This window comes from Microbacterium sp. lyk4-40-TSB-66 (assembly GCF_030209475.1).
Taxonomy (GTDB): domain Bacteria; phylum Actinomycetota; class Actinomycetes; order Actinomycetales; family Microbacteriaceae; genus Microbacterium.
Window position 1 is genome coordinate 530,020 of sequence record NZ_JARVRW010000003.1, and the last position, 22,256, is coordinate 552,275.

17 protein-coding genes are annotated in these 22,256 nt (G+C 71.1%); 8 read left to right on the forward strand and 9 right to left on the reverse strand.

All coding sequences use genetic code 11. From position 1 onward, the window contains the following. The first annotated feature begins 157 nt into the window (after positions 1–157). The gene (locus QRO03_RS07415) at positions 158–5,557 is read left to right on the forward strand and encodes a FlgD immunoglobulin-like domain containing protein (protein ID WP_285136877.1); all 5,400 of its coding nucleotides are present in this window, start codon (positions 158–160) and stop codon (positions 5,555–5,557) included. Positions 5,558–5,581: 24 nt separating this feature from the next. Here QRO03_RS07415 and QRO03_RS07420 read toward each other — a convergent pair whose 3' ends face one another. Then, positions 5,582–6,571 (reverse strand): glycosyltransferase family 2 protein, encoded by a 990-nt coding sequence (locus QRO03_RS07420; protein ID WP_285136878.1) that lies wholly within the window; start codon positions 6,569–6,571, stop codon positions 5,582–5,584. Further along, entirely contained in the window at positions 6,568–7,665 is a 1,098-nt protein-coding gene (locus QRO03_RS07425; protein ID WP_285136879.1) for a glycosyltransferase family 4 protein, read from the reverse strand. Before QRO03_RS07425 ends, QRO03_RS07420 begins: the two co-directional genes overlap by 4 nt. Positions 7,666–7,776: 111 nt before the next feature. On the opposite strand from QRO03_RS07425, the gene QRO03_RS07430 reads away from it, so the two are divergent. From QRO03_RS07430 to QRO03_RS07450, 5 genes are all read left to right on the forward strand, one after another. Beyond that, a complete protein-coding gene (locus QRO03_RS07430) occupies positions 7,777–8,466 on the forward strand; it encodes a Pr6Pr family membrane protein (protein ID WP_285136880.1) in 690 nt (229 codons plus the stop codon). Positions 8,467–8,609: 143 nt separating this feature from the next. Next, entirely contained in the window at positions 8,610–9,743 is a 1,134-nt protein-coding gene (locus QRO03_RS07435; RefSeq protein ID WP_285136881.1) for a glycosyltransferase, read from the forward strand. Then, positions 9,740–11,023 (forward strand): hypothetical protein, encoded by a 1,284-nt coding sequence (locus QRO03_RS07440; protein WP_285136882.1) that lies wholly within the window; start codon positions 9,740–9,742, stop codon positions 11,021–11,023. The genes QRO03_RS07435 and QRO03_RS07440 overlap by 4 nt, the downstream gene beginning before the upstream one ends. Next, entirely contained in the window at positions 11,020–12,294 is a 1,275-nt protein-coding gene (locus tag QRO03_RS07445; protein WP_285136883.1) for a lipopolysaccharide biosynthesis protein, read from the forward strand. The genes QRO03_RS07440 and QRO03_RS07445 overlap by 4 nt, the downstream gene beginning before the upstream one ends. Beyond that, positions 12,291–13,808 (forward strand): O-antigen ligase family protein, encoded by a 1,518-nt coding sequence (locus tag QRO03_RS07450; protein WP_285136884.1) that lies wholly within the window; start codon positions 12,291–12,293, stop codon positions 13,806–13,808. Before QRO03_RS07445 ends, QRO03_RS07450 begins: the two co-directional genes overlap by 4 nt. Here the strand turns inward: QRO03_RS07450 and QRO03_RS07455 are convergent. From QRO03_RS07455 to QRO03_RS07465, 3 genes are all read right to left on the reverse strand, one after another. Beyond that, on the reverse strand, positions 13,737–15,083 hold the full coding sequence (locus QRO03_RS07455) for a tyrosine-protein kinase domain-containing protein (RefSeq protein ID WP_285136885.1): 1,347 nt from the start codon (positions 15,081–15,083) through the stop codon (positions 13,737–13,739). The genes QRO03_RS07450 and QRO03_RS07455 overlap by 72 nt on opposite strands. Positions 15,084–15,330: 247 nt before the next feature. Beyond that, positions 15,331–16,332 (reverse strand): LacI family DNA-binding transcriptional regulator, encoded by a 1,002-nt coding sequence (locus tag QRO03_RS07460; RefSeq protein ID WP_285136886.1) that lies wholly within the window; start codon positions 16,330–16,332, stop codon positions 15,331–15,333. A gap of 44 nt (positions 16,333–16,376) precedes the next feature. Then, on the reverse strand, positions 16,377–18,056 hold the full coding sequence (locus QRO03_RS07465) for a glycoside hydrolase family 13 protein (protein ID WP_285136887.1): 1,680 nt from the start codon (positions 18,054–18,056) through the stop codon (positions 16,377–16,379). Positions 18,057–18,208: 152 nt separating this feature from the next. Between QRO03_RS07465 and QRO03_RS07470 the strand changes: the two genes are divergently transcribed. Continuing rightward, a complete protein-coding gene (locus QRO03_RS07470) occupies positions 18,209–18,733 on the forward strand; it encodes an adenine phosphoribosyltransferase (protein WP_285136888.1) in 525 nt (174 codons plus the stop codon). Between the two features lie 211 nt (positions 18,734–18,944). On the opposite strand, the gene QRO03_RS07475 is transcribed toward QRO03_RS07470, so the two are convergent. Continuing rightward, positions 18,945–19,508 (reverse strand): FAD-dependent monooxygenase, encoded by a 564-nt coding sequence (locus QRO03_RS07475; protein WP_285136889.1) that lies wholly within the window; start codon positions 19,506–19,508, stop codon positions 18,945–18,947. Here QRO03_RS07475 and QRO03_RS07480 point away from each other — a divergent pair. Beyond that, a complete protein-coding gene (locus QRO03_RS07480) occupies positions 19,507–19,983 on the forward strand; it encodes a MarR family winged helix-turn-helix transcriptional regulator (RefSeq protein WP_285136890.1) in 477 nt (158 codons plus the stop codon). The genes QRO03_RS07475 and QRO03_RS07480 overlap by 2 nt on opposite strands. Before the next feature lie 88 nt (positions 19,984–20,071). Here the strand turns inward: QRO03_RS07480 and QRO03_RS07485 are convergent, their stop codons facing one another. From QRO03_RS07485 to uraH, 3 genes are all read right to left on the reverse strand, one after another. Then, complete coding sequence (locus tag QRO03_RS07485; protein ID WP_285136891.1) at positions 20,072–20,575, reverse strand: GNAT family N-acetyltransferase; 504 nt, start codon at positions 20,573–20,575, stop codon at positions 20,072–20,074. Positions 20,576–20,718: 143 nt separating this feature from the next. Beyond that, entirely contained in the window at positions 20,719–21,903 is a 1,185-nt protein-coding gene (hpxO, locus tag QRO03_RS07490) for an FAD-dependent urate hydroxylase HpxO (protein ID WP_285136892.1), read from the reverse strand. Positions 21,904–21,912: 9 nt separating this feature from the next. Beyond that, positions 21,913–22,233 carry a hydroxyisourate hydrolase gene (gene uraH, locus QRO03_RS07495; RefSeq protein ID WP_285136893.1) on the reverse strand — a complete coding sequence of 107 codons (321 nt, stop codon included), beginning with the start codon at positions 22,231–22,233 and terminating at the stop codon, positions 21,913–21,915. Between the last annotated feature and the right edge of the window lie 23 nt (positions 22,234–22,256).

Consider the following 22,256-nt stretch of genomic DNA (forward strand, 5'->3'; position numbering starts at 1 on the left):
TTCGGGCAGAGGGTCTTGAAATACCCGCAGCAAAACAAAAATGATAACGCAAACAATGCCCGCTGTCTGTGCCCACTGAATGGCTTGTCCGTGAGCTTTCCAGCCAATACTTTGTGCCGTACACGGGAGTCCCGGGGTGTGGCGAATGGAGCTGGACATGAGGCAGCAGCCGTGGCGCGACGTGATGCGCGGAGAGTCTTCGCGCGCGGCAGGGCGAGGACGGGACCGCGAGGGTGGTGGACTCGGTCGCTCGTCGACGTTCCGTGCTCGTGCGGCCGTCGCGCCGTCGGTGTCCGCCGCTCTCGCCATGTTGATGGTGCTCACGGGCGCGGTCGGCGTTCCCACGGCCGCGGCCGCGGCCGGATCGGGCGTGTCCATCGACACCTTCGATGACGCGGCGCCCCGCGTCTCGACGATCACGGGGTCGGCCACCCCGTCGCGATCGACCGACGCCGCCGAGGGCGAAGCGGCGCTCGCGGTCGCCTACGACGTCACCGACGGCATGAGCGAGGTGGCCTACCCGGCTGCCTCCGCGCCGGCCATCCCCACCTCCACGACCGCCCTCACCCTCGTCATGAAGGGGGACGGCACCTACAACACCGTGTACCTGCGCGTACGCGACGCCAGCGGTGAGACCTTCGTCCACCGCGTGGACGCGATGCGCGACTCGGTGTTCCGGACCCACACCATCGACCTCACCGGTGAGCCTGTCGCGCGGGAGGGCGGCAACGCCGACGGCGTGCTCGATGCGCCGCTGACGGTCGCCGGGATGCTCGTGGTGCGAAACGGCGCGCAGCCGCCCACGGGCACGTTCGTGCTCGACGACCTTCGCGCCGTCACGACCGGGTGGGGGCTGCCCGTGGCGTCCCCCACGTTCTTCGACCCGCGCGCGGGTGTCGACGCCGAGGTGTCGTTCGACGCGGCCGGCCCCGGTGAGTGGGAGCTCCGCCTCATCGACGAGGGCGGGCGGACGCGAACCCTCGCCGGCACCACCGAGGGCGCCGGTACGGTACGGACGTCGTGGGACGGGCGCGACGACGCGGGGCAGGCGATGGTCGGCCAGGTGCGCGGGGTCTTCCGTCACGCGGTCTCGTCGAACGGCGTCGCCGGCGTCGCCCTCACGGTGGGTGTCCCACCGCTGCTGACCGTCGCCGAGGCCGATGACGACAGCTCCACCTCGTTGATCGAGGGTTTCGAGTCGGGTGGCGACGGGTGGAGCGTCGCGACCGGTTCCGCCGGCATCGACCGCGCCGCAGTGGCGGCATCCGGCGACGTACGTCGAACGCAGGGCGACGACGCGCTGAGCATCGATTACGACCTCGGCCAGGGAATGGTGAGCGTCGTGCGCAGCGCGCCCCTCGACGTCTCCGACTCCCCGGTGCTCGGGTTGAAGGTCGACATGCGCGGCGACAGCACGTACAACACCGTCTACGTGCGTGTGGCCGACGCCACGGGCGAGGCCTTCACCTACCGCGTCGACGCCATGCGCGACGCGGCGTGGCGCACGGTGGCGGTGGATCTGACCCAGGAGCCGGCGCTGGTCGAGGGCGGCAACGGCGACAGGGTTCCCGACATGCCCCTCACGCTCGCCGGATTCTTCATCGTGCGCAACGGCGAGCAACCGGCGACCGGCTCGCTGCTGCTGGACAACCTGCGCGTGGTCCGCAGCGGCTGGAGCATGCCGCGATCGGACGTCGACTTCCTCTCGCCCGATGCGGGGCAGACCGCCACCCTCGACTTCGACGCCGCGTCGGCCGGCAACTGGCTCATCGAGCTCCGCGACCAGGAGGGACGCGAGCGACGCATCTCCGGCCGGGCCGACGAAGCCGGCGACGTCACTGTGGCCTGGGACGGCAAAGCGGGCGACGGCGTCGAGATGGAGGGCCCGATCCGCAGCACGCTGCAGCACGATTCCTCCCCGGATGCCGAGTGGTCCGCGACGCCGGCGCGAGCGGGAACACCGACCCTGCTGACGGTCGCCGCGGCCCCGACCGCGACGGCGCAGACCTCCGAGGACTTCGAGGCGGTCGCGTCGGCCTGGCGCGTCGCCATGGGCACGGCATCCATCTCGCGCGTGAGTTCTCCGAAGACCCAGGGCTCGTTCGCCCAGCGGATCGACTACGACGTGTCGTCCGGCCTCGTCGAGACCGTACGGAACTCCCCGGCGACCGTCGTCGCCCAGCCCGCGACGGGCCTGCGCGTCGACATGCGCGGGGACGGTTCGTACAACACGGTCTACGTGCGGGTCCGGGATGCCGCCGACGAGGTGTTCACCTACCGCCTCGACGCCATGCGCTCGACGGCGTGGACCACCATCGACGTCGACCTGACCGCTCCGGCGGCCCTGATCGAGGGCGGCAACGGCGACAAGGTCCTCGACCTGCCGGTGCAGCTGTCGGGGTTCATCGTCGTACGCAACGGCAATCAGCCGGCGACCGGCTCGGTCGTGCTCGACAACCTGCGCACGCTGTCGACGGGGTGGACCCTGCCGCAGGCGGCGACGTCGTTCTACACCCCGACCTCGCCCGCCACGTCGCTGTCGTTCTCGGCCGCGGGTCGGGGCAACTGGAGCATCGCGCTGGCCGACCAGGAGGGTCGTACGAAGACCCTCGCGGGGTCCGCCCAGGCCGCCGGCACGGTGACGGTGCCCTGGAACGGAACCGACGACGCCGGCACCCCCATGCGTGGAGACGTCCGCGCCACGTTCGCGCACGACGACGCCGCTCCGGCGTCGACGGTGGCCGCGACGGCGTCGCGCAGCGGCATCCCGCTGCTGCTCACCCTCGCCCACACCGACGCCGACGCCACCCTCGCCGACGGCTTCGAGAGCGCCGGTGACCAGTGGATCTCGGCCGCCGGCACCGTGACCCCGACCACCTCGACGAAGGCGACGCAGGGCTCGGGCGCCCTCGAGATCGCGTACGACGTGTCGTCGGCGGATGCCGAGATCGAGACCACGTCCACGCCCAAGGCGTTGCTGACCTCCCCCGCGTCGGCGTTGAAGGCCGATCTGCTGGGTGACGGCAGCTGGAACACGGTCTACCTGAAACTGCGCGATGCGACCGGGGAGATGTTCTTCTACCGTGTCGCGGCGATGGGACTCTCGCGCTGGACGACCGCCACGATCGATCTCGGCCAACCGGCGGCGACGACCCATCTCGGCAACGACGACGGCATCCTGGACTATCCGGTGGCGCTGGTGCGGGTCATCGTCGTGCGCAACGGTTCCACCGCCCCCGCCACCGGAACAGCGGTGCTCGACAACCTGCGGGTCGTCGACCAGAACTGGACCCTGCCCACCTCCAGCGCGGAACGGTTCTCGCGCGCCAACACCGGAAGCACGACCATCTCGTTCACCGCGGGTACCGCCGGCGACTACGCCCTCACGCTCCGCGACAACAGCGGACGCGTGCGTACGGTCGGCGGCACCGCGGCGGCACCGGGGGCGGTGAAGGTGACGTGGGACGGCACCGACGACGCCGGCGTCGGCATGACCGGAAGCGTCTCCGGCCGCCTCGCGTGGGACACCACCCCCGACGGCACGCTCACGTCCGCGGCGCAGGCGGCCCAGCCCTACCTCACCGGGGTCTCGGCCCGACCGACCGTCGCCTCCCCGTCGTCGATCAGCGGCATCAACAGCTTCCTCACCGAGCAGGACGCGCCCGCCGAGGCCGACCGTCAGGCGGCCCTGCTCGAAGACGCCTCGGTGCGCTGGGCGCGGGAGGAGTTCGAGTGGAAGCGGGTGGAGCCGCGCAAGGGGTACTACGACTGGGCGAAGTTCGACCAGGCGGTGGCCATCAGCCGTGCGCGCAACGTCGACATGATCGGCAAGCTCGTGTACTCCGCCCCCTGGGCCTCCTCGGCGCCGGCGGGAACCCCCGCGGCCGACGCGCAGTACTACCCGCCCGCCGACAACGCCGACTTCGCCGCGTACGCGGCCGCGACCGTGGCACGGTACAAGGACCGCGTGCGTGTGTGGGAGGTGTGGAACGAGCCGAACACCGAGTACTACTGGCGCGGCGGGGCCACCGCCCAGCAGTACGGCGCGCTGCTGAAGGCGACCTACGACGCGATCAAGGCGGTCGACCCGACCGCGACGGTGCTGGTGGGCGGCCTCGACCAGTTCAGCGACCCCTTCATGCAGGGCGTCCACGCCGGCGGGGCGGGCAACTCCTACGACGCCCTCGCGATCCACGTGTACACCATCGACGGGGCGCCCGAGACGGGGGCGATCCCGACCTACCTCGACGCGGCGCAGGCCTTCCTCAACCGCAACGCGCCCGGCCGCGGGCTGTGGATCACCGAGGTGAGCTGGTCCACGTGCACGACCTGCCCCGGGGCGACGAGCGAGGCCGATCAGGCGGCGTACCTGAAGCGCATCTACCTGGACGCCGCCGCCCGCGGCATCCGGGGGATCGCCTGGTACAACCTCGTGGGCGGCGACGACCCCGAGTCCTTCCTCGACACCTACGCGGTGAGCGAGAAGTCGGGCCGGCTGAAGCCGGCGTACACCGCCCTGAAGGAGGTCGGCGCCGTGCTGGCCGACGGGGCCGCGGTCGGTCGCGCCGGGGTGAGCGCGACGAGCGTCCCCACCCGCGTGGACGACATGGCATCCACCACCGGGTATGCCGCCTCCGGCATCAACGGGGGTACGGCGACGCTTCGGACCACCTCGACGGCCTACGCCGGCAGCGGTGCCCTGCAGCTGTCCTACGACTTCTCCGGTTCGTCGCGTGGCGCCCAGATCCAGACCGACAAGACGATCTCGGGCCAACCGACCGCCGTGTCGGTCTGGGTGAGCGGCGACAACAGCGCGAGCCCGGTCTACCTGAAGATCAAGGACGCCACCGGCGAGACCTTCCAGGGGCTCGTGGGAAACGCCGTCGGCCCCGCCTGGACGAAGATGACCCTGTTCTCCGACGGATTGAACGCGAACTACACCCGCTCGGGCGGCGACGGCGACGGCGTGTGGGACTACCCCATCAAGGTCACCGACGTCTTCGTCTACAAGAGCACGTCGGGGGTGTCGGCCGGGAACATCTCGTTCGACGACCTCACCGCCGATTACGGTGTCAACCTCCACGGCACGGTGCTGCAGACCTCGGCGGGCACCGTGCAGGCGCTCTACACGACGACGGGCTCGTCGGTGTCGGTGCCCGTGTCGGGCGGGTCGGCCGCGATCTGGACCCAGAGCGGCCTCACCCCGGTGCCGGTGGCGAACGGACGCGCATCGGTGTCCCTGACCGGGACGCCGACCTTCCTCACCTCCTCGCCCGCGGTGACGCCCGCCACCACGACGCGCGGGAGCACGGTGACGGTGGGCTGGGTCTCGGGGGAGGCGAGCGTGACGACGGTCACCGTCCTGAACTCGTCGGGCGCCGTGGTGCGGACGCTCGCCTCGGGCAAGAGGTTCGGCGCGGTGGCGCAGTCGCTGCAGTGGAACGGACGCAACTCCAGCAACGCCGTCGTCCCCGCCGGCGCCTACACGGTGCGACTGAGCTTCACCACGGCCGATGGTCGCGCGAGGATCGCGAACCTGCCCCTGACCCTCACCTGACCGAGGAGCCGACGCGGCGCACGCTCACAGCCACCGGGAGAACGCCTCCCGGTCGCGCGTGAGGGGCGCGCGGCGCAGCGCCGACGCGTAGATGCCGAAGCGGCGGATCTGCGCGGCGGTCGACTCCGGGTCGTGACGACGTCGGGCCGCCGCGCGGAACCACCACAACCGGCCGTGCATGCCCGCCAGCACGATCGCGCGCCACAGCCGCTGCTGCAGGTCCGTGCGCGCCATCCGCCACCCGTACAGGTCGAAGAGATTGACGATCCACGCCGTGTTGACCGACCCCTCGACCCCGCTGGACGACCCGCCCAGCGCGTGCTGTGCGCGTTCCCCGGCGTCGATGATCACGCGCAGGCCCGCGGTGCGAAGGCGCAGGCAGAACTCGACGTCCTCCGCGTACATGAACCACCGGTCGGTGAGGCCGCCCGCGCGGATCCATACGTCCCGGGGGACCATGAGGCATCCGCCGCTCACCCAGTCGACGTCGCGTACGCCCGCGCGGACGTCGGCGGCGAAGAGGTAATGCCCCTCGAGGGCACTCCACCGGCGACCGAGGCGCGAGAGTCCCGACTGGTGCAGGAACATCCTGGTCATCGTGGGAGCGTGGCCCGCGGCGAGGATGACGACCTCTTCGCCCTCGTTCTCGAGGACGGGTGAGGCGGCGCCGATCGAGGGATCCGAATCCAGCTGTCGCGACAGGCGCGCGACACCCTCCGGCGAGATGCGCGCATCGGGGTTGAGCAGCAGCAGGTGTCGGCCCACGGCGTGAGCCGCGGCGAGGTTCACCGCGCGCGAGAACCCCGCGTTGGAGTCGTTCTCGATCACGCGCACCCACGGGTGGTGCTCGCGCAGCACGGCGACGGTGTCGTCGGTCGAGAGATTGTCGACCACGATCACCTCGGTGTCGGCCGGGGGCTCGCCGTCGCGGGTGAGGGCATCGAGGCACGAGCCGATCACGCCGAGGCTGTTGTAGGTGACGATGATGATCGAGACGGCCGGTCGGGCGCTCATCGCGCGCCCTCCGTGATCGCCGCGCGCATGCGATGCACCGCGTTCTCCCACGTGTAGTGATCGAGCACCGCCGTGGCATCGGCGGGGGGTCGCGGCGCCGCCATCAGGGCGGTGATGGATGCCGTCACCGCGGCGACATCGCGCGGGTCGACGAAGGTGGCGCGATGTCCGAGGATCTCGCGGAACACCGGGATGTCGCTCGCCAGCAGCGGAGCACCGGTGGCCAGCGCCTCGAGGGTCGGCATCCCGAACCCCTCGTCCAGGGTCAGGAACAGGAAGAGGGCGGTGTTCTCGTAGAGCCAGCGCAGCTCGTCGACGTCGATGCGCCCCAGGAAGCGCACGGAGCCGTCGGCCAGGGCGGCCTCCACCGAGTCGGGAAGCGCCGCGCCCCGGCCCGACTTCTCTCCCACGACCAGGAGGGGGAACGACGGCGTGGCCGCCCCCGACTCCCGCGCCGCGCGGATGGTGGTGGCGAGGTTCTTCCGCGCGTTCAGCCGGCCGACGGTGAGCAGGAACCCGTCGACGTCGTCCAGTCCCGCGGGCCGGCGCGGCGTCGCGTTCTCGAATGAGCGGTTCAGGCCCAGACCGACCGCGGTCGCCGTGGTCGCGCCCGACGTCCGCGTGATGCGCTCCGCCTCCGACGCGGTGCTGGTGAGCACGACGTCGGCTCGACGGATGGTGGCGGGCATCAAGGAGAAGTACGCCCGCTCGGCGCGGGTGAACCACTGCGGATCGGTGCGGAACAGGAAATCGTGCACGAACACCGCCGAACGGCCGTACAGCGGAGTGAAGTTGTGGGTGACGGTGACATCGGGCCGCAGGCGCGCCGCCCGGAGCGCCAGCTCCAGGATGACGCCGACCCCGTGCGGTCGAATCCGCGTTCCGATCACGCGCGCGGAATGGCCCACCTCCCGCTGCACCGCCGCGACATCGCCGTTCGGCACGGTGATGATCACCGAGTCATCGGGGAATTCTCGCAACCAGGCGAAAATGAACTCGCGTTGAACTTCGCGATTAGCCAAGGGGCCGTCAATCCACCAACTACCATCGAAGAGCACCTTGAGGCTGCGCCCCGGTGATTTGTCGTCGGGCATAGAACCCCTGTCTTGATGGCCATCTCGGTTTGTCAGACAGACTGTACCGAACACGCTGAAGAACGAAATCGTCCGCCGCAGGGCGCGCGTTACCCGTCGTCAGGAGAATCGTTGGCATCCAACCGAGTGGTCGCTTTCTCGCGCTGGGCGATCGCCGCGACGGGCGCGGTGACCGTCGCCGTCGCCACGTACACCGCGCAGGCCTCGTCCGGCCGCGCAGCCACCGAGGACTTCCTCAGTTCGGTCACGGCCCAGACGAACATCCTCTCGGTCGTCGCGTTCGCGATCGCCGGCGCCCACGCGTGGCGGCGCGGTGGGCGGGCCCCCGGTCGGGCCGGAGAACGGGCTCAGGACGTCCACGCCCGCCGTGCCGCGCGTGTCGCACTGATGCGCACCGTCAACGTCGCGACGCTCGTCGGTATGTCGGTGCTGTTCCTGGGCATCTACGGCCCCGTCGTGATCGCCGACCCGGCCCAACTCAATCCGACTTCGGTGCTGCTGCACGTGGTGATCCCCGCTCTCGCGGTCATCGAGTGGGTGGTCTTCCCGTCGGAGAGCCGCGCCGCCGTCCGCGGCGTCCTCCTCGTGATGGTGTATCCCGTGCTCTGGTTCGTCTTCACGAACGTCCGCGGTGCGTTTACCGGACGGTATGTCTACGAATTCCTCGACCCGTCCGGATCGAGCGGGGTCCAGGGGGCGGTGGCAATGACGGTTCTCATTCTCGCGAGCTTCTTCCTCGTCGGCGTGCTGGTATTCGTTACACAGCGGTCGCGCGGTTCGCGTTCGCCGACGATATATTGATCGGCAACGCCATCACCGATCGGATCTGTCCCATTCGTACGCGAATCGAATTTATCGTTTCTCGGCCGAGGGTCGACGCGCGGGACATTCCTGTCGCAGGCTAGAGCCCGGTGGTGCGCTTTTAATCGGGGGGGACGAAGGGCTTGAGCAGGTCTGTCGCGATCATTGGAACACGGGGATACCCGAGCTACTACGGAGGATTCGAGACGGCGGTGCGTCGCCTCGCCCCCTACCTGGCGCAGCAGGGTTGGGACGTCACGGTCTACGGTCGCCGGGGGACGACCGTCGACGATGACCCGGACCTGGATCCCCGCGTCATCCGGCGCATCACCGGTGGTGTGGAGACGAAGTCGCTCAGCACGCTCTCGTACGGATTCACGGCGACCCTGGATGCGGCACGGAGGAAGCCCGACGTCGCCCTCGTGCTGAACTGCGCGAACGGTTTCTGGCTGCCGTCGCTGAAGCAGCGCGGCATCCCCACCGTCGTCAACGTCGACGGCATCGAGTGGGATCGTGCCAAGTGGGGTGCCGCCGCGAAGAAGGTGTTCCACCAGGGGGCGGTCTGGACCGCCCGCTACGCCGACCGCATCATCTACGACGCCGCCGAGATCGAGACTCGCTGGCGCGACGAGTTCGGTCGAGACGGCGATGTCATCCCCTACGGCGGCGACGTGCCGCCCGACTACCCGGTCGAGCCCGGACTCACCCATCGGGGCTATGCGCTGCTCGTGGCCCGGTTCGTACCCGAGAACACGGTGCCGGAGTTCATCGAGGCGGCACGACACATCGCCCGCACGAGGGACGTCGTGATCGTCGGCTCGTCCGGCTACGGCGGTCCGATCGACGACGCCGTCGCCGCCCTCACCCGCTCGAACGCTCGCGTGCGATGGTTCGGCCACGTCAGCGACGATCAGCGACTGCACTCGCTCTGGCAGCACGCCGGTGCGTACTTCCACGGCCACAGCGTGGGCGGCACCAACCCCGCCCTCGTGCAGGCGATGGCGTGCGGCGCCCCTGTCGTGGCCCGCGACACCGTGTTCAACCGGGAGGTGCTCGACGGCGCCGGACTGCTGGTCACCCCCGACCCGCACGACATCGCCGCGACCGTGCTGGCGCTGATGGACGATCCCGACCGCCAGCGGTCCCTCTCCGAGCGCGCGCAGCGGCGTGCGGAGGCGGCCTACTCGTGGGAGTCGGTCCACGCCGCCTACGAGCGTTCGCTCCTCGCCGCCATCTCCGAACGGCGGTCCCTGTTCGCCGGCGCAGGACGCGCATGACCGGGCTGCGGAACCTCGGCTACGACGACCTCACGATCTGCTACATCCTCGGCCCCCTGGTCGACCTCAGCCCCGAGCGGGCGCTGACGGCGCTCAAGGACGTGCTGCGCTCCCCGCGCGGCGCGGTGCTGCTGCGCCTGCGCACCCGGGGTCGACGGTGGAAGCGCGTCGACCGGCCCACGGCTCTCGCCGCCAGCGGGCACGCGCTCGAGACGGTGGGGACGGTCCTGGACCGCTCGGAGCTGGCCGCACGCGTCCTCGAGACCGAGTTCGCATCTGGTGAGCTGCCGGTGCGCATCTTCGTCAACGACGGGATGCTGGCCCTCGCGCTTCCGCACAGCCTGTTCGACGGCACCGGAGCCACCGCCGTCGTGAGCCTCGTGATGGAGAAGCTGGGTGCTCCGGGGGCGGACGAGGTGGCGCCCGTGCCGTGGGCCGAGGCGCCCCTGCGCGCGGCGATGAAGAAATTCGGACTGAAGGGGGTGGCCGGCATCCGGTCGGCACGGCAGACCTTCCGGTCCCTGACCGCCGCGACCGAGACCGGGTACCAGCTCTCCGAGACGCTCACGATCGCCGAGTCGCTTGCTCGCACGCGCACGGTGTCGACGTTGCTGAGGCCCGAGTCGGTGCGCATGATCGCGCTGACACCGGAGAAGGCGGTCGACGGACGCCGCCCCGCGCGCCCGCCCCTGTCGGTGAAGACGGCGAGCCTGGTGCTGCGCTGCCTGCGCGAGAGCGAGCGAGAACCCGTGGACTTCCGCGTGGTGGTGCCCGTCGACGCCCGCCGCTGGGTGGCGAAGGGGTTCGACGCCGAGGGGAACTTCTCCCCGTCCGTGCCCATGGGGCGCCTGCTCGCCGACGACTGGAGCGCGACGGCGCTGGCCGAGCGCGTCTCCGCCGCGAACAAGGCGGGCGTGCCCATCGCCTGGTTGCTCGCGACCACGCTGAGCGCCTTGAAGAACGCCGTCCGTCACCCCCGCGCCGCGCGACGATCGGGTGAGGCGACCCCGCGGGTCCCCTTCGAGATCCACGTTTCGCTGCCCACGACCGAGGTGGCTGTCTCCGAGGAGCTGATGCCGCGTGTCGAGGCCGACACCTTCGTCGGCGGCATGCCGGCGCACCGGCACCTGCCCCTGGGCGTCTGGGTCGAGGTCGCCCCCCTTCGGGACTGCCTGCACGTGATCGTCCGCGACGAGACCGGTCTGTTCGACCTCGACGGATTCGGTGAACGGCTGCACGCCATGATCGCCATGACCGCCGAGTCGGGGAGACGTCCGTGAGCGCTGTGATGCGGGTCTTCAACTCGCCGATGACGATGCTCGGCTCGCGCCTGTCGGTCGCGGCGCTGGGCTTGATCAGCGCTCCGCTGATCGCGCACGCGCTGGGTCCGAGCGGCCGCGGCGAGACGGCGTCGGCCCTGGCCGCGATGTACCTGGTGCCGATCGTGCTGGCATTCGGGATGCCGTTCGAGGTGCGCCGACGCGTGCTCGCCGACGGGAGCATGGGCGCGGTGCGCACGGCTCGGCGGCTGGCCCTGCTGACGGTGGTTCCGGCGGGACTGCTCGCGTGGCTGGCCGTGTCCACCCTGTTCGCGGGATTCGACACCGGCGCCGCGGTCGCGGTCGTGGTCGCGTTGGCCTGCACGCCCCTCATGGTGTGCTGGATGATCGACATCGGCGTGGTCGGTGCCCAACGGCGTTTCGGGGCGGTCGCCCTCCTGCAGGCGACCCAGCCGATCGTGTACGTCGGCGGCATCCTGCTTCTGGCGCTGATGGATGCCATGAGCGTCGCCGGCGTCATCTGGGCGAACGTCATCGGTTCGGCGGCCACCGCCCTCCTCGGCGCGATGCTCAACCGCACCCATCGGGCGGAGCCGGTGCCGTGGAAGCCGCTGCTGCGCGGCAGCTCGACCTTCTACGGGGCGCAGGCCTCGGACGCGGCGTACCAGCGGCTCGACCAGGTGTTGATGCTGCCGCTGATCGGCTCGCACGAGGCGGGGCTGTACTCCGTCGCGGTGACCATCGGAACCCTTCCGGTCTTCCTCGCCCACGCGGTCGCGGCCCCCGTCTTCGCCGACATCTCGCACTCGAGCGGCCGTGCCCGGGTCCGCGCCACGGGTGAGGCGATCCGGTCGGCGTTCGTGGTCGGACTCGCCTCGGCGATCTTCCTCGCGGTCGTCTCCCCGTGGGGTGTCCCTCTGCTCTTCGGCGCGGCGTTCACCGACGCCCTGCCGGCGGTGATGGTCGCGATCCTCGGCTCGCTGTTCGTCGTCGTGGCCGTCAGCGCCGGGGAGGTGCTCTCGGCGCAGAACCTGGGTATGCGTCTGACGATCGCGCAGGGTTCGGGTCTCGTCACGTGCCTCGTGCTGCTGTTCAGCTTCGGCCCGATCTTCGGCGCCAACGCCGCGGCGATCGCGAATGCGAGCGGTGTCGTCATAGCGTTGACCGTGATGCTGCTCTCCATCCGACCCCCGGTCCGCACGATCGTGCCGCGTCCCTCCGACGCGCTGCTCGTCGTGCGTCGCCTCACCGGCCGAGGCGGCACGATGTGACCGCAGCCACGACCGCCGTGCACACGCGCCGAGCGCCGCTCGGCGCCCGCATGATGTCGGCGATCGCGCCGTACGGCTGGTCGGGGTTGGGGGTGTTGTGGCTCGGCATCCTGCTCCTGGCGTTCGTCCTGCCCGCCAACGGCGTGACCTCGGCGTTCCTGAAGGGGTCGGCTGCCACCGCGTTCGGCGCGATCAAGGACGCACTCCTCCTGGGGCTGTTCCTCCTGGTGATCGTGACGGGGCGGATTCGGCGCGTTCCCGTCCCGATCGTCGTGATCGTGCTGATGATCGTCGGGCTGGGGCTGGTCTCGGGGGCGTGGACGTCGAGCTTCACCCAGGCGGCGTACGGGTGGCGGAACGACTTCCTGCCGTTCTTGGCCCTCATCGTCACCCCGGCCGTGCTCGACCGGCGCCATGTGCCGATCCTGGCGACCGTCTTCATCGTGGTCGCGCAGATCGCCGCGATCACCACGATCGTGACGTGGAGCCAGGGGCTGAAGTGGCTCTTCACGCTCGGGGTGTTCCCGGTGCCGGAGGGGGAACCCTTCCCCTCGTCCCTCTTCGTCGCCGGCAGCATCGTGCCGCGCGGGTTCAGTCCCTACACCGCTCCCAATGAGAGCGCGGCGGTGGCGACGATGATGCTCGCGGTGCTGTGGACGCGCCCGCGCTGGCCCCTGTGGCTGAAGGCGGGTCTCACGGTCCTGCCGCTCGTGGCCATCTACCTCACGCAGTCGCGCAGCGGGTATCTCGGGCTCGCCCTCCTCGCGGCGGCGCTGGTGTCGTGGGGGATCTTCCGTGCGCGTCCCGTGATGACGTGGGCCTTCCTGACGATCATGGCAGCCGCGGGTGTCGCGGGGATCACGCTGTACCTCTTCATCGACAAGGTCGTCTCGCATATCGCCGACCCCTCACTCATCGGACACAGTGACAGCCTTCTCGAGAACATTCCCTTTCTCGTCACGCACCCGTTCGGATACGGATTGGGAATGGTCGGGCCGCGCGCCCTGAATTACTCGAGCGACGCGATTCTGGTGGAGAGCTTCTTCCTGCTCCTCGCCATCGAATCCGGAATTCTCGTGATGCTGCTGTTCGGCGTGCTGCTGGTGTACCTGTTCCAGGGCGGCCTGCGCGCGCGCACGCTCGACGGGTTCCTCCCCGCGGCGGTCATCGCGGCCTCGCTCGTCAGCTTCACCGTGCTCCCGACGCTGCAGGAGGGCCCGGTGGCCTACACCCTGTGGATCCTGTGCGGCATGGGAGTGGTCGCCGCGCGCGCCGGAGGGACGTACCGTCCGGTGGCTCGGCGCGCGGTCACGCCGGCCGGCGACCCCTCGACGCCGACGCCGACGGCCCCCGAGACGGGCACGGCGACGCCCGTCGGCACTCCCGTCGGCACGCTCGACGTTGCGCCCGGGCAGCGCCGGCGCCGGGCCCCCGCGGGAGCGTCAGGCGAAGGGGACGACGGGCGCCGCGGGAGCCGGCGAAGCCTTCGGGGCGCGGGAGACGACGGCGCCTAGCACCTCGCTGCGGACCGTGCGCAGCCGGTCGGTCGCCGTGGCGATGTCGGCCGCACCCGACACGCCGACACCGGCCACCAGCAGCGTGGTGTCGGCCAGCTTGCTGAGCAGCACTGCGTCGGTGGCCGTCAGCACCGCGGGCGAGTCGATGAGGACGTGGTCGAACCGACGGGCCAACTGGGACAGCACGCGTTCCATGGCGGCGGTGCCGATGAGGTTGCTCGGGTTGGCTGCCGTCCGCCCGGCCGGCAGCACGGTGACGCCCTCTGCGGTGCGGGTCAGCGACGCGGGGTCGGGCAGCGCCGCGCTGTTCAGCAGCTGGACCAGGGTGGGCGCGCCGCGGGGCGTCTTGAAGACGTCGACCATCACCGGGGAACGCAGGTTCGCGTCGATGACCAGCACCGAACGGCCGACTTGGGCCATCGCGGCGGCCAGATTGGCGACGACGACGCTCTTGCCGTCGCCCTCGCGGGCCGAGGTCACCAGCAGGACGCGCGCCACCGAGGGCGTTCCGTACAGCAGTGACGTCCGCAGCATCCGGAACGACTCGGCCGCGGGGCCGTCCTCGTCGACGAGCGTGGGTCCCTTGCGCAGGCCGCCGTCGAAGGGCACCGATTCGACGACGCTCAGGTCGGTGTGCGCGGTGACGTCGGCGGCGGAGTGGATGCGACCGTCGCGGAGGTGGCGGAGCGCGATGATGCCCACGCCGAGGATGAGTCCGGTCGCGCCGCCGATGAGCAGATACACCGGCAGGTCGGGGGTGAGGGGCGAGTTCGGCACCGGGGTGGACTCGAGAACGCGCAGGTTGACACGGCTGGGACCGCCGTCGGACGTGCCCTCGAGCTCGCGGACGTACTGGGTTAGGCTGGCCGCCACGGTGTCGGCGATCTGCGCCGCGCGCTCGCCGTCGGCATCCACGACGTCGATGGACATGATGGCCGTGTTCGGCATGGGCACGGCGGTGATCTCGGCCGCGAGCTCGCTCACGGTCATGTCGAGATCGAGCTCGGAGATCACCGGCTCGAGCACGGAGGCCGAGGTGGCGAGGGCGACGTAGGAGGGGACGCGCGCCGCGGCGCTGGTGAAGGAGGCCCCCACGTCGGTGCTCGACTGGCTCGAGACTGTGCTCAGCGACACCAGCACGGTGGTCTGAGCGCGATATTCCGGCACCGCGGTGACCGTGACGGCCGCCGCCGCCGCCAAGCCCACGGCGACGAAGATCGAAATGGTCAGCCAGCCTTTACGAATCAGTCGTCCGTATTCGCGTATCCCCACGTGTGCGACTCCTGTCGATTCGATGATTCGTATACGCATCGAATGACACGTAGTCGGATCTGGCAGAACGTCCCTCGATTATGTCGCACACCAATGATCAGACCGTTTCATTGAAGGCAATTCGGGGGAATACGACGCGTAACGGACACATGGCGTGCGCGCCGTGCGTGTCGCGTCCGATCGTCGACCCGGTGGGGTGGTTCGCGGCACCCCGCGTCGCGTCGGGCGACGGGTCCGCCGGGGCGGGTCAGTGCGTCGGGGGCGCGGTCGAACCGCGGTCGACCAACTCGAACGGCAGGGTGCCCCGTCCGCGAGCCGGCCGGGCGCCGTCGAGCGCGCTCAGCACCACCTCGGCGGCGCGCTCGCCCTGCCCGCGCGCGAACTGGTCGATGCTCGTCAGCCCGAACCAGCGGCCGAGCTCGTGCCCGTCGACGCCGATGATCGAGACATCGTCGGGGACGCGCAGACCGAGTGCACGTGCAGCCAGGATCGCTCCGATCGCCATCTCGTCGGATGCCGCGAACAGTGCCGTGGGCGCATCGTCGGACGCCAGCAGGCGGGCTGCCGCGGTCGATCCGCCCTCGATGGTGAAGTCGGCGGGTTCGACGCCGTGCGCCTCGATGCCGGAGTCGGCGAGCGTCTGCTCGAACCCGCGGCGGCGGAGGGTGGGCACCGTCGAGGCGGCCGACGCCACGGCATCCGCTCCGATGTGGGCGAGGCGACGGTGGCCGAGCTCGAGCAGGTGCGCGGTGGCCAGGCGCCCCACGGCGAGATCGTCGACGGTGAGCGTGGTGAGCAGAGGGTTGGGGCCGGCGATCGCGACGATCGGCACGCCGAGTCCGCGCAGCGACGCCGACTCCTCGGCATCCAGTTCGAGGGCGACGGTGATGACCGCGTCGATGCGCCGCCGCCGCAGGTGGTCGTCGAAGACGCGGCGCCGTTCGGTCGGGTCGGCGCTCACGCTGTAGAGCGTGATGTCGTAGCCGCGGCGCACGAGCGCGTCGGAGATGCCGGCGAGGACGGTGCTGAAGAACCACCGATCGAGGAACGGCACGACGACCCCGACGGCCCGCGCGCGGCCGGTGGCGAGGGTCGAGGCGGCCGCCGACACCACGTAGCCCAATCGTCCGGCGGCGGCCAGCACGCGCTCGCGCGTCGCGCTGGAGACCACCCCGCGCCCGCTCAACGCCCGCGAGACCGTGGCCGTCGACACTCCCGCGGCGCGGGCGACGTCGTCGATTCCGGCCACGGTCTCGCGTTCTCGGATGGAGCGTTCTGGGATGCCGCGGCTGCTCAGGCCGTGGCGATCCAGACGGTGGTGTCGGTCGGCAGGCGCGTGCCGTCGAGCGGGCCGCTGGCGATCAGGACCTCGCCCTCGGGCAGCTCCACCGCGTCGTCGCCGAGGTTCGCGATCACGACGAGACCGCTGTTGCGCAGCGCCACCACGTCGTCGTCGAAACCGTCGAACCACTCGATGGCCCCCGCGCCGAGGTTGCGGCTGCGGCGCTCGGCGAGCAGAGCCCGGTACAGCGTGAGCGTCGAGGCGGGGTCGTCGACCTGCACGTCGTGGGCGAGCTCGGCCCATTCGGCGGGCTGCGGCAACCACGAGGCGCCCGTGTCGTTGAAGCCGTACGCGGGGGCGTCGGCGGTCCACGGGATCGGCACGCGGCAGCCGTCGCGGCCGTAGCGCTCGCCGTTCGTGCGGAACCACGTCGGGTCCTGGCGCGCGTCGTCGGGCAGATCGATGACCTCGGGCAGGCCCAGCTCCTCGCCCTGATACAGGTACGACGAGCCCGGGAGGGCCAGCATCAGCGAGGTGGCGGCGCGGGCGCGATGCAGACCCTTCACGGGGTCGGGCTTGCCGGGGGAGTCGGGGCCGATACCCGCGCCCTGCGGGTTCTCGGCGGTCAGCGCGAGGCGCGAGGCGTGGCGCACGACGTCGTGGTTCGACAGCACCCAGGTGCTGGGCGCACCGACGGCACCGTACGCGTCGAGCGACTCGGCGATGACGGCGCGGAGCGCGGCGGCATCCCACGCGGTCTCGAGGTAGTGGAAGTTGAACGCCTGGTGCATCTCGTCGGGACGCACCCACAGCGCGGTCTGCTCCACCGTGGGCAGCCAGGCCTCGGCGCACAGCGCGCGGTCGCCGTCGTAGGCGGCGAGCACCTCGTGCCACTCGCGCCACACCTCGTGCACGCCCGGCTGACCCCAGTACGGCACCTCGTCGGCGTCGCCGCCCATGGAACCCGCGTCGGGGTCGGGGGTGTAGTCGGGCAGGCCCTCGGCCTTGATCAGGCCGTGCGCGACGTCGACGCGGAACCCGTCGACTCCGCGGTCGAGCCAGAAACGCAGGATGTCGCGGAACTCGGCGCGCACCTCGTCGTTGGTCCAGTCGAAGTCGGGCTGGGTCTCGTCGAAGATGTGCAGGTACCACTGGCCGGGCGTGCCGTCGGCCTCGGTCACGCGCTTCCACATGCCGCCGCCGAAGACGCTCTCCCAGTTGTTCGGGGGCAGCTCGCCGTTCTCGCCCTTGCCGTCGCGGAAGATGTACCGCGCCCGCTCGGGGCTGCCGGGGGCGGCCTTCAGCGCCTCCTGGAACCAGACGTGCTGATCGCTGGAGTGATTGGGGACGAGGTCGACGATGACCCGGATGCCACGCTCGTGCGCGCCCGAGAGCATCTCGTCGAAGTCGGCCAGGGTGCCGAAGATCGGGTCGACGTCACGGTAGTCGGCGACGTCGTAGCCCGCGTCCTTCTGCGGCGAGGTCTGGAAGGGGCTGAGCCAGATGGCATCCACTCCCAACGTCTGCAGGTCGTCGAGGTGCGCGGTGACGCCGGGGAGATCGCCCAGGCCGTCGCCCGACGCGTCAGCGAACGAGCGGGGGTAGATCTGGTAGATGACGGCGGTGCGCCACCACTCCGAGCCGGGCGCCGAGGCGAGGTCGGCGCGCGCGTCCTCCTGCGTGAAAGTCATGCGGGCCACGTTAGTGCAAGCGCTTGCAGTCCTGTCAATCGCGCGTGCGCGGTGGGGTGCGTGTGGTGGGTGTGCGGCGGAACGGGCGAGAAGCGGGATGCCGCGGCGCCGAGGCCTCGGTTCAGGAGAGCGCTCGCGATTAGGCTGGGTGCGTGCCCGACGCCTCCGCCCTCGCCCGCGCTGAATCGCTCATCACGAGCATCCCCGACTACCCGAAGCCGGGCATCATGTTCCGCGACATCACTCCGCTGCTGACGGATGCCGCTGCCCTGCGCACCGTCGTCGAGGCGCTCGTGGAGCCTTTCGAGGGGCGCTTCGACGCCGTGGCGGGTGTCGAAGCGCGCGGGTTCCTGCTCGCGGGAGCCGCGGCCATCGTCGCGAACGTGGGGCTCATGCCGATCCGCAAGGCCGGCAAGCTGCCCCGCCCCGCGGCGAGCGTCGAGTACGACCTCGAGTACGGCTCCGCGACGATCGAGATGCACGACGACAACGCCGCCGGCGCCCGCGTGCTGCTGCTCGACGACGTGCTCGCCACCGGAGGGACCCTCCGCGCCGGCCGCGACCTGCTGCAGGCGGTCGGCAGCGAGGTCGTCGGCATCGCGACGCTGCTCGAGATCGACGGCCTGGGCGGCCGCGAGGTGCTCGGCGACGACGTGCACGCGGTCTTCCACGTCTGACCGGGTTCGGCCGGCGGCGGCGCGCGGCCGTCGTGCAGGGTCGGTGATGTCCGTAACCTCAGCGTCCTGGCCCCGGGTGTAACGTCACCGGCGCCGCGGGCCGAACTCCGGAGTTCTGCACGTGAGAGCGTCCCTCGGCGTGCTGTGACGGCCGGAGCCCGCGCGATCTCCGGAGTTCCGCCCGCCGCACGGCGAGACAGCGCTCCGGGAGCTACGCCTGGAGCGCCGGCAGCTCCTGATCGGTGTCGGCGACCTGACCGAATTTCCCCATCACGTGCGACAGCGGCGGTGAGGTCATGATCTTGATGAGCACGTCGCGCGCCCCGAGCCCGAGCCGCGTCCGCGGGTAGGCGAGGCGCAGCATGCCGCGCGGGATGCCCTGCACCTGATCGACCAGCGGACGCATCCACGCCCCCATTCGCTCCAGCGCGTCGTCGAGCGCATCGCGGTCGGGGCGTCCGTCGATCTGCGAGAGGAAGGCGGCGAGCACGTATCCGCCCGTGAGGGCGAGCGAGGCCCCGCCTCCGCCCAGAGGGGTCACGCACCACGCCGCGTCACCCAGGACGCAGATGCGGCCGCGGTGCCAGCCCGGCATCCGGATCTGCGTGAGCTCGTCGATGTAGACGTCGTCCGAGTCCTCGAACCCGTCGAGCACTCGCGGGGCCTGCCAGCCGGCGTCGGCGAAGCGCTCGCGCAGGATGCCGAGGGCCTCGGCGCGGTCGACCGCTCCGAACGCCCTCTCGACCTCGTGGTCGGACGACGAGGTCGCCGTCATGCATCGCCTCCGCGACTGGACGATGGCATCCGACGAGCTCAACAGGCACCTGTCGACGTGGCTGGGACTCTCGGCGGCGGATGCCGAGGCGCTCGGCCGGATCGTCTGGGCCGATCGCGCGGGGCACCCGATGTCGCCGATCGAGCTCGCGCGGCAGATCGGCATGACCTCGGGTGCCGTGTCGGTGCTGATCGACCGCCTCGAACGCGCCGGATTCGCCTCGCGTCACCGCGACGAGGGCGATCGACGGCGGGTCGGTGTGCGTCCGACACCGTCCGCGCTCGAGGGGGTGTCGGCGTTCCTCGATCTCGCGGGTGCTGAGATCGCCGCCGCGGTGCGCGAGACCCCGGCCGAGGAGGTGCGCGTCGTCCGCGCCTTCCTCGAGCGGATGACGTCGGCGTCGGCCGACGCGAACGCACGGCTGCGGTCGGGGGTGGCGGCGCGCGGGGCCGGGTCGGCGCGCGCCGTCGGGTGACGCGAGCGACCGCGTGTCACGCCCGCGTGAGCGGCATCCCTCCCCTCGCCCCGGATCGCCACGGGCGTGACGGACTCGCGGCGGGCCGTCAGAGATCGATCCCGAACGCCAGCAGGTCGAGGAAGCGCCCCGGTGCCACCTCGACGGGGTGCTCGCGCTCGGGCAGCCGGTGGAAGCCGAGCTTGAGGTAGAGCGCGTGAGCGCCGACCATCTCCTCGTCGCTGTTCATCACCACCCGGTGCGCCCCGCGGGCGCGGGCCAGCGCCAGGACGTGCCGGGTGAGGGCCTCGCCGACACCGCGGCCGCGAGCCGACGGGGCGACCGCGAGCTGGCGGAAGTCGATCTCCCCCTCGGACGCGAGGGGCGAGAGGCGCTCGCCCGGGCGCGGCGTCCACACCGTGCCCACCAGCTCGTCGCCGTCGACCGCCACCCACACCTCGCCCTGCGCGACCCGGCCCTCGACGTCGGCGAGCGAGTGGAGGTAGTCCTCGTTGAGACCCGGGTAGCTGTGCCGATAGGCCCCGGCGGTGAGTCGTCCGGCATCCGCGTACTCCTTCGGGGCGACGAGGCGGATGGTGACGGTGGCGGTCATGGCATCCATTCTGCGACGCGGGCGCGGGCGCGGGCGCGGGCGCGGGCTCGGACCCGGAACGCCGGGGACGGCCCGGCGACCGGCGTAGCGCGTTGCGCGGCGTGCCCGTGAGCGATCCCGGCGGTCGGCCGGGCAGGACCGCGTCAGCGCATCACGCTGGCGCCGAGCTCGACGGGGCTCCCCTCGATGTTGCCCACGATGCCGCGGATGACCCCCGTGCCGTCCTCGCGGCGGAGGCCGTCGTACCAGGCCTGCGTCGCGGCGAGGTCGAACGCGTGGGTCTCGTGCGCGCGCTTGCGGGCGCGCATCACCAGGTCGCCGGCCCGCTCGGTGCGGATGCGCTCGTAGCGCTTCAACGAGTCCTCGACGCCGAGGGTCGAGGTCGCGAAGACGATGCCGAGGGCGAAGCTGTCCTCCAGCGCCGAGCACGCGCCCTGGCCGATGTCGGGAGCGGTGTTGTGGGCGGCGTCGCCGAGGATCGCCACGCGACCGCGCACCCAGGTGTCGAAGGGGTCGATGTCCCAGATCTCCACGCGGTTCAGCGACTCGTCGGGGTCGATGCCGTCGAGCAGCGCCCGCACGCCGGGGGCGCCCCATGACCCGAAGGCGGCCTCGAGGGCGGCCATGCGGTCCTCCACCACGCCCGAGGGGCCCGGCACGTCGACGAAGAAGTAGAAGCGATCGCCCGCCACGGGCATGACCGCGCAGCGCTTGCCGTCACCGACGTACGTGGTCCACTGGTCGAGCGGCCCGATCCGCTCGTCGGCACTCACGAGACCGTTGTAGTTGACGTACCCCGAATAGGACCGTTGGGGACGGATGCCGGTGGGCTCGGTGACGTAGTCGCGCACGAGCGAGCGCGCACCGTCGGCTCCGATGAGCAGGTCGGCGGTGTCGGTGGAGCCGTCGGCGAAGGTGGCCGTCACCGTCCGCCCGTCGTCGGCGACGGCGACCAGCTGCTTGCCGAGGCGGATGTTCGCCGGGCCCACGGCATCCATCATCATCTGCTGCAGGTCGGCGCGGGCGACGGGGTAGGGACGCTGGCCGGTCTGCTCGGTGACGGGGGCGAGGCTGAAGCGGCAGAGCTCGTCGCCGGTGTGCCCGTCGTAGTACGCCATGTCGTCCATCCGCCCGCCGAGGGCGGCGACCTGCGGGCCCAGGCCCAGCCAGTTCAGCACCTTGACGCCGTTGGACCACAGCGACAGCGCCGCCCCGACCGGCCGGTTCTCGCGCATGCGGTCGTAGACGACGACCTCGTGGCCGAGCTTCTGCAGTGCGAGGGCGGCGGAGGTTCCGCCGACGCCGGCTCCGATGACGATGACCTTCATGGCTCCTCCTCAGCTGCCGCGGTAGGTCGAGTAGGCGAACGGGCTCAGCAGCAGCGGCACGTGCAGGTGCGCGTCGTTCGAGACGGTGAAGGCGACGGTGACAACGGGATGGAACGACGCGGTTCCCTTCGCGCGGAAGTAGGCGCCGGTCGCGAACGTCAGCGCGTAGTCGCCGTCGTCGAGTCGCTCGGGGCCCAGGGCGAGGCGGCCGTCGGCGTCGGTGGCGGCCGCGTCGATCGTCGCGCCGTCGAGGTGGCTGAGGGTCACGGTGACGCCGGGGGCGGGGGTGCCCGAGACGGCGTCGAGGATGTGCGTGGTGAGGTGCGTCATCGGCGGCCCTCCGGGGTGTCGGC

Coding starts and splice junctions, on each gene's coding strand:
- QRO03_RS07425 (WP_285136879.1), bottom strand. CDS start 7,665: ATGCCCGACGACAAATCACCGGGGCGCAGCCTCAAGGTGCTCTTCGAT.
- QRO03_RS07420 (WP_285136878.1), bottom strand. CDS start 6,571: ATGAGCGCCCGACCGGCCGTCTCGATCATCATCGTCACCTACAACAGC.
- uraH (WP_285136893.1), bottom strand. CDS start 22,233: ATGACGCACCTCACCACGCACATCCTCGACGCCGTCTCGGGCACCCCC.
- QRO03_RS07475 (WP_285136889.1), bottom strand. CDS start 19,508: ATGACGGCGACCTCGTCGTCCGACCACGAGGTCGAGAGGGCGTTCGGA.
- hpxO (WP_285136892.1), bottom strand. CDS start 21,903: ATGAAGGTCATCGTCATCGGAGCCGGCGTCGGCGGAACCTCCGCCGCC.
- QRO03_RS07485 (WP_285136891.1), bottom strand. CDS start 20,575: ATGACCGCCACCGTCACCATCCGCCTCGTCGCCCCGAAGGAGTACGCG.
- QRO03_RS07465 (WP_285136887.1), bottom strand. CDS start 18,056: ATGACTTTCACGCAGGAGGACGCGCGCGCCGACCTCGCCTCGGCGCCC.
- QRO03_RS07440 (WP_285136882.1), top strand. CDS start 9,740: ATGACCGGGCTGCGGAACCTCGGCTACGACGACCTCACGATCTGCTAC.
- QRO03_RS07480 (WP_285136890.1), top strand. CDS start 19,507: ATGCATCGCCTCCGCGACTGGACGATGGCATCCGACGAGCTCAACAGG.
- QRO03_RS07415 (WP_285136877.1), top strand. CDS start 158: ATGAGGCAGCAGCCGTGGCGCGACGTGATGCGCGGAGAGTCTTCGCGC.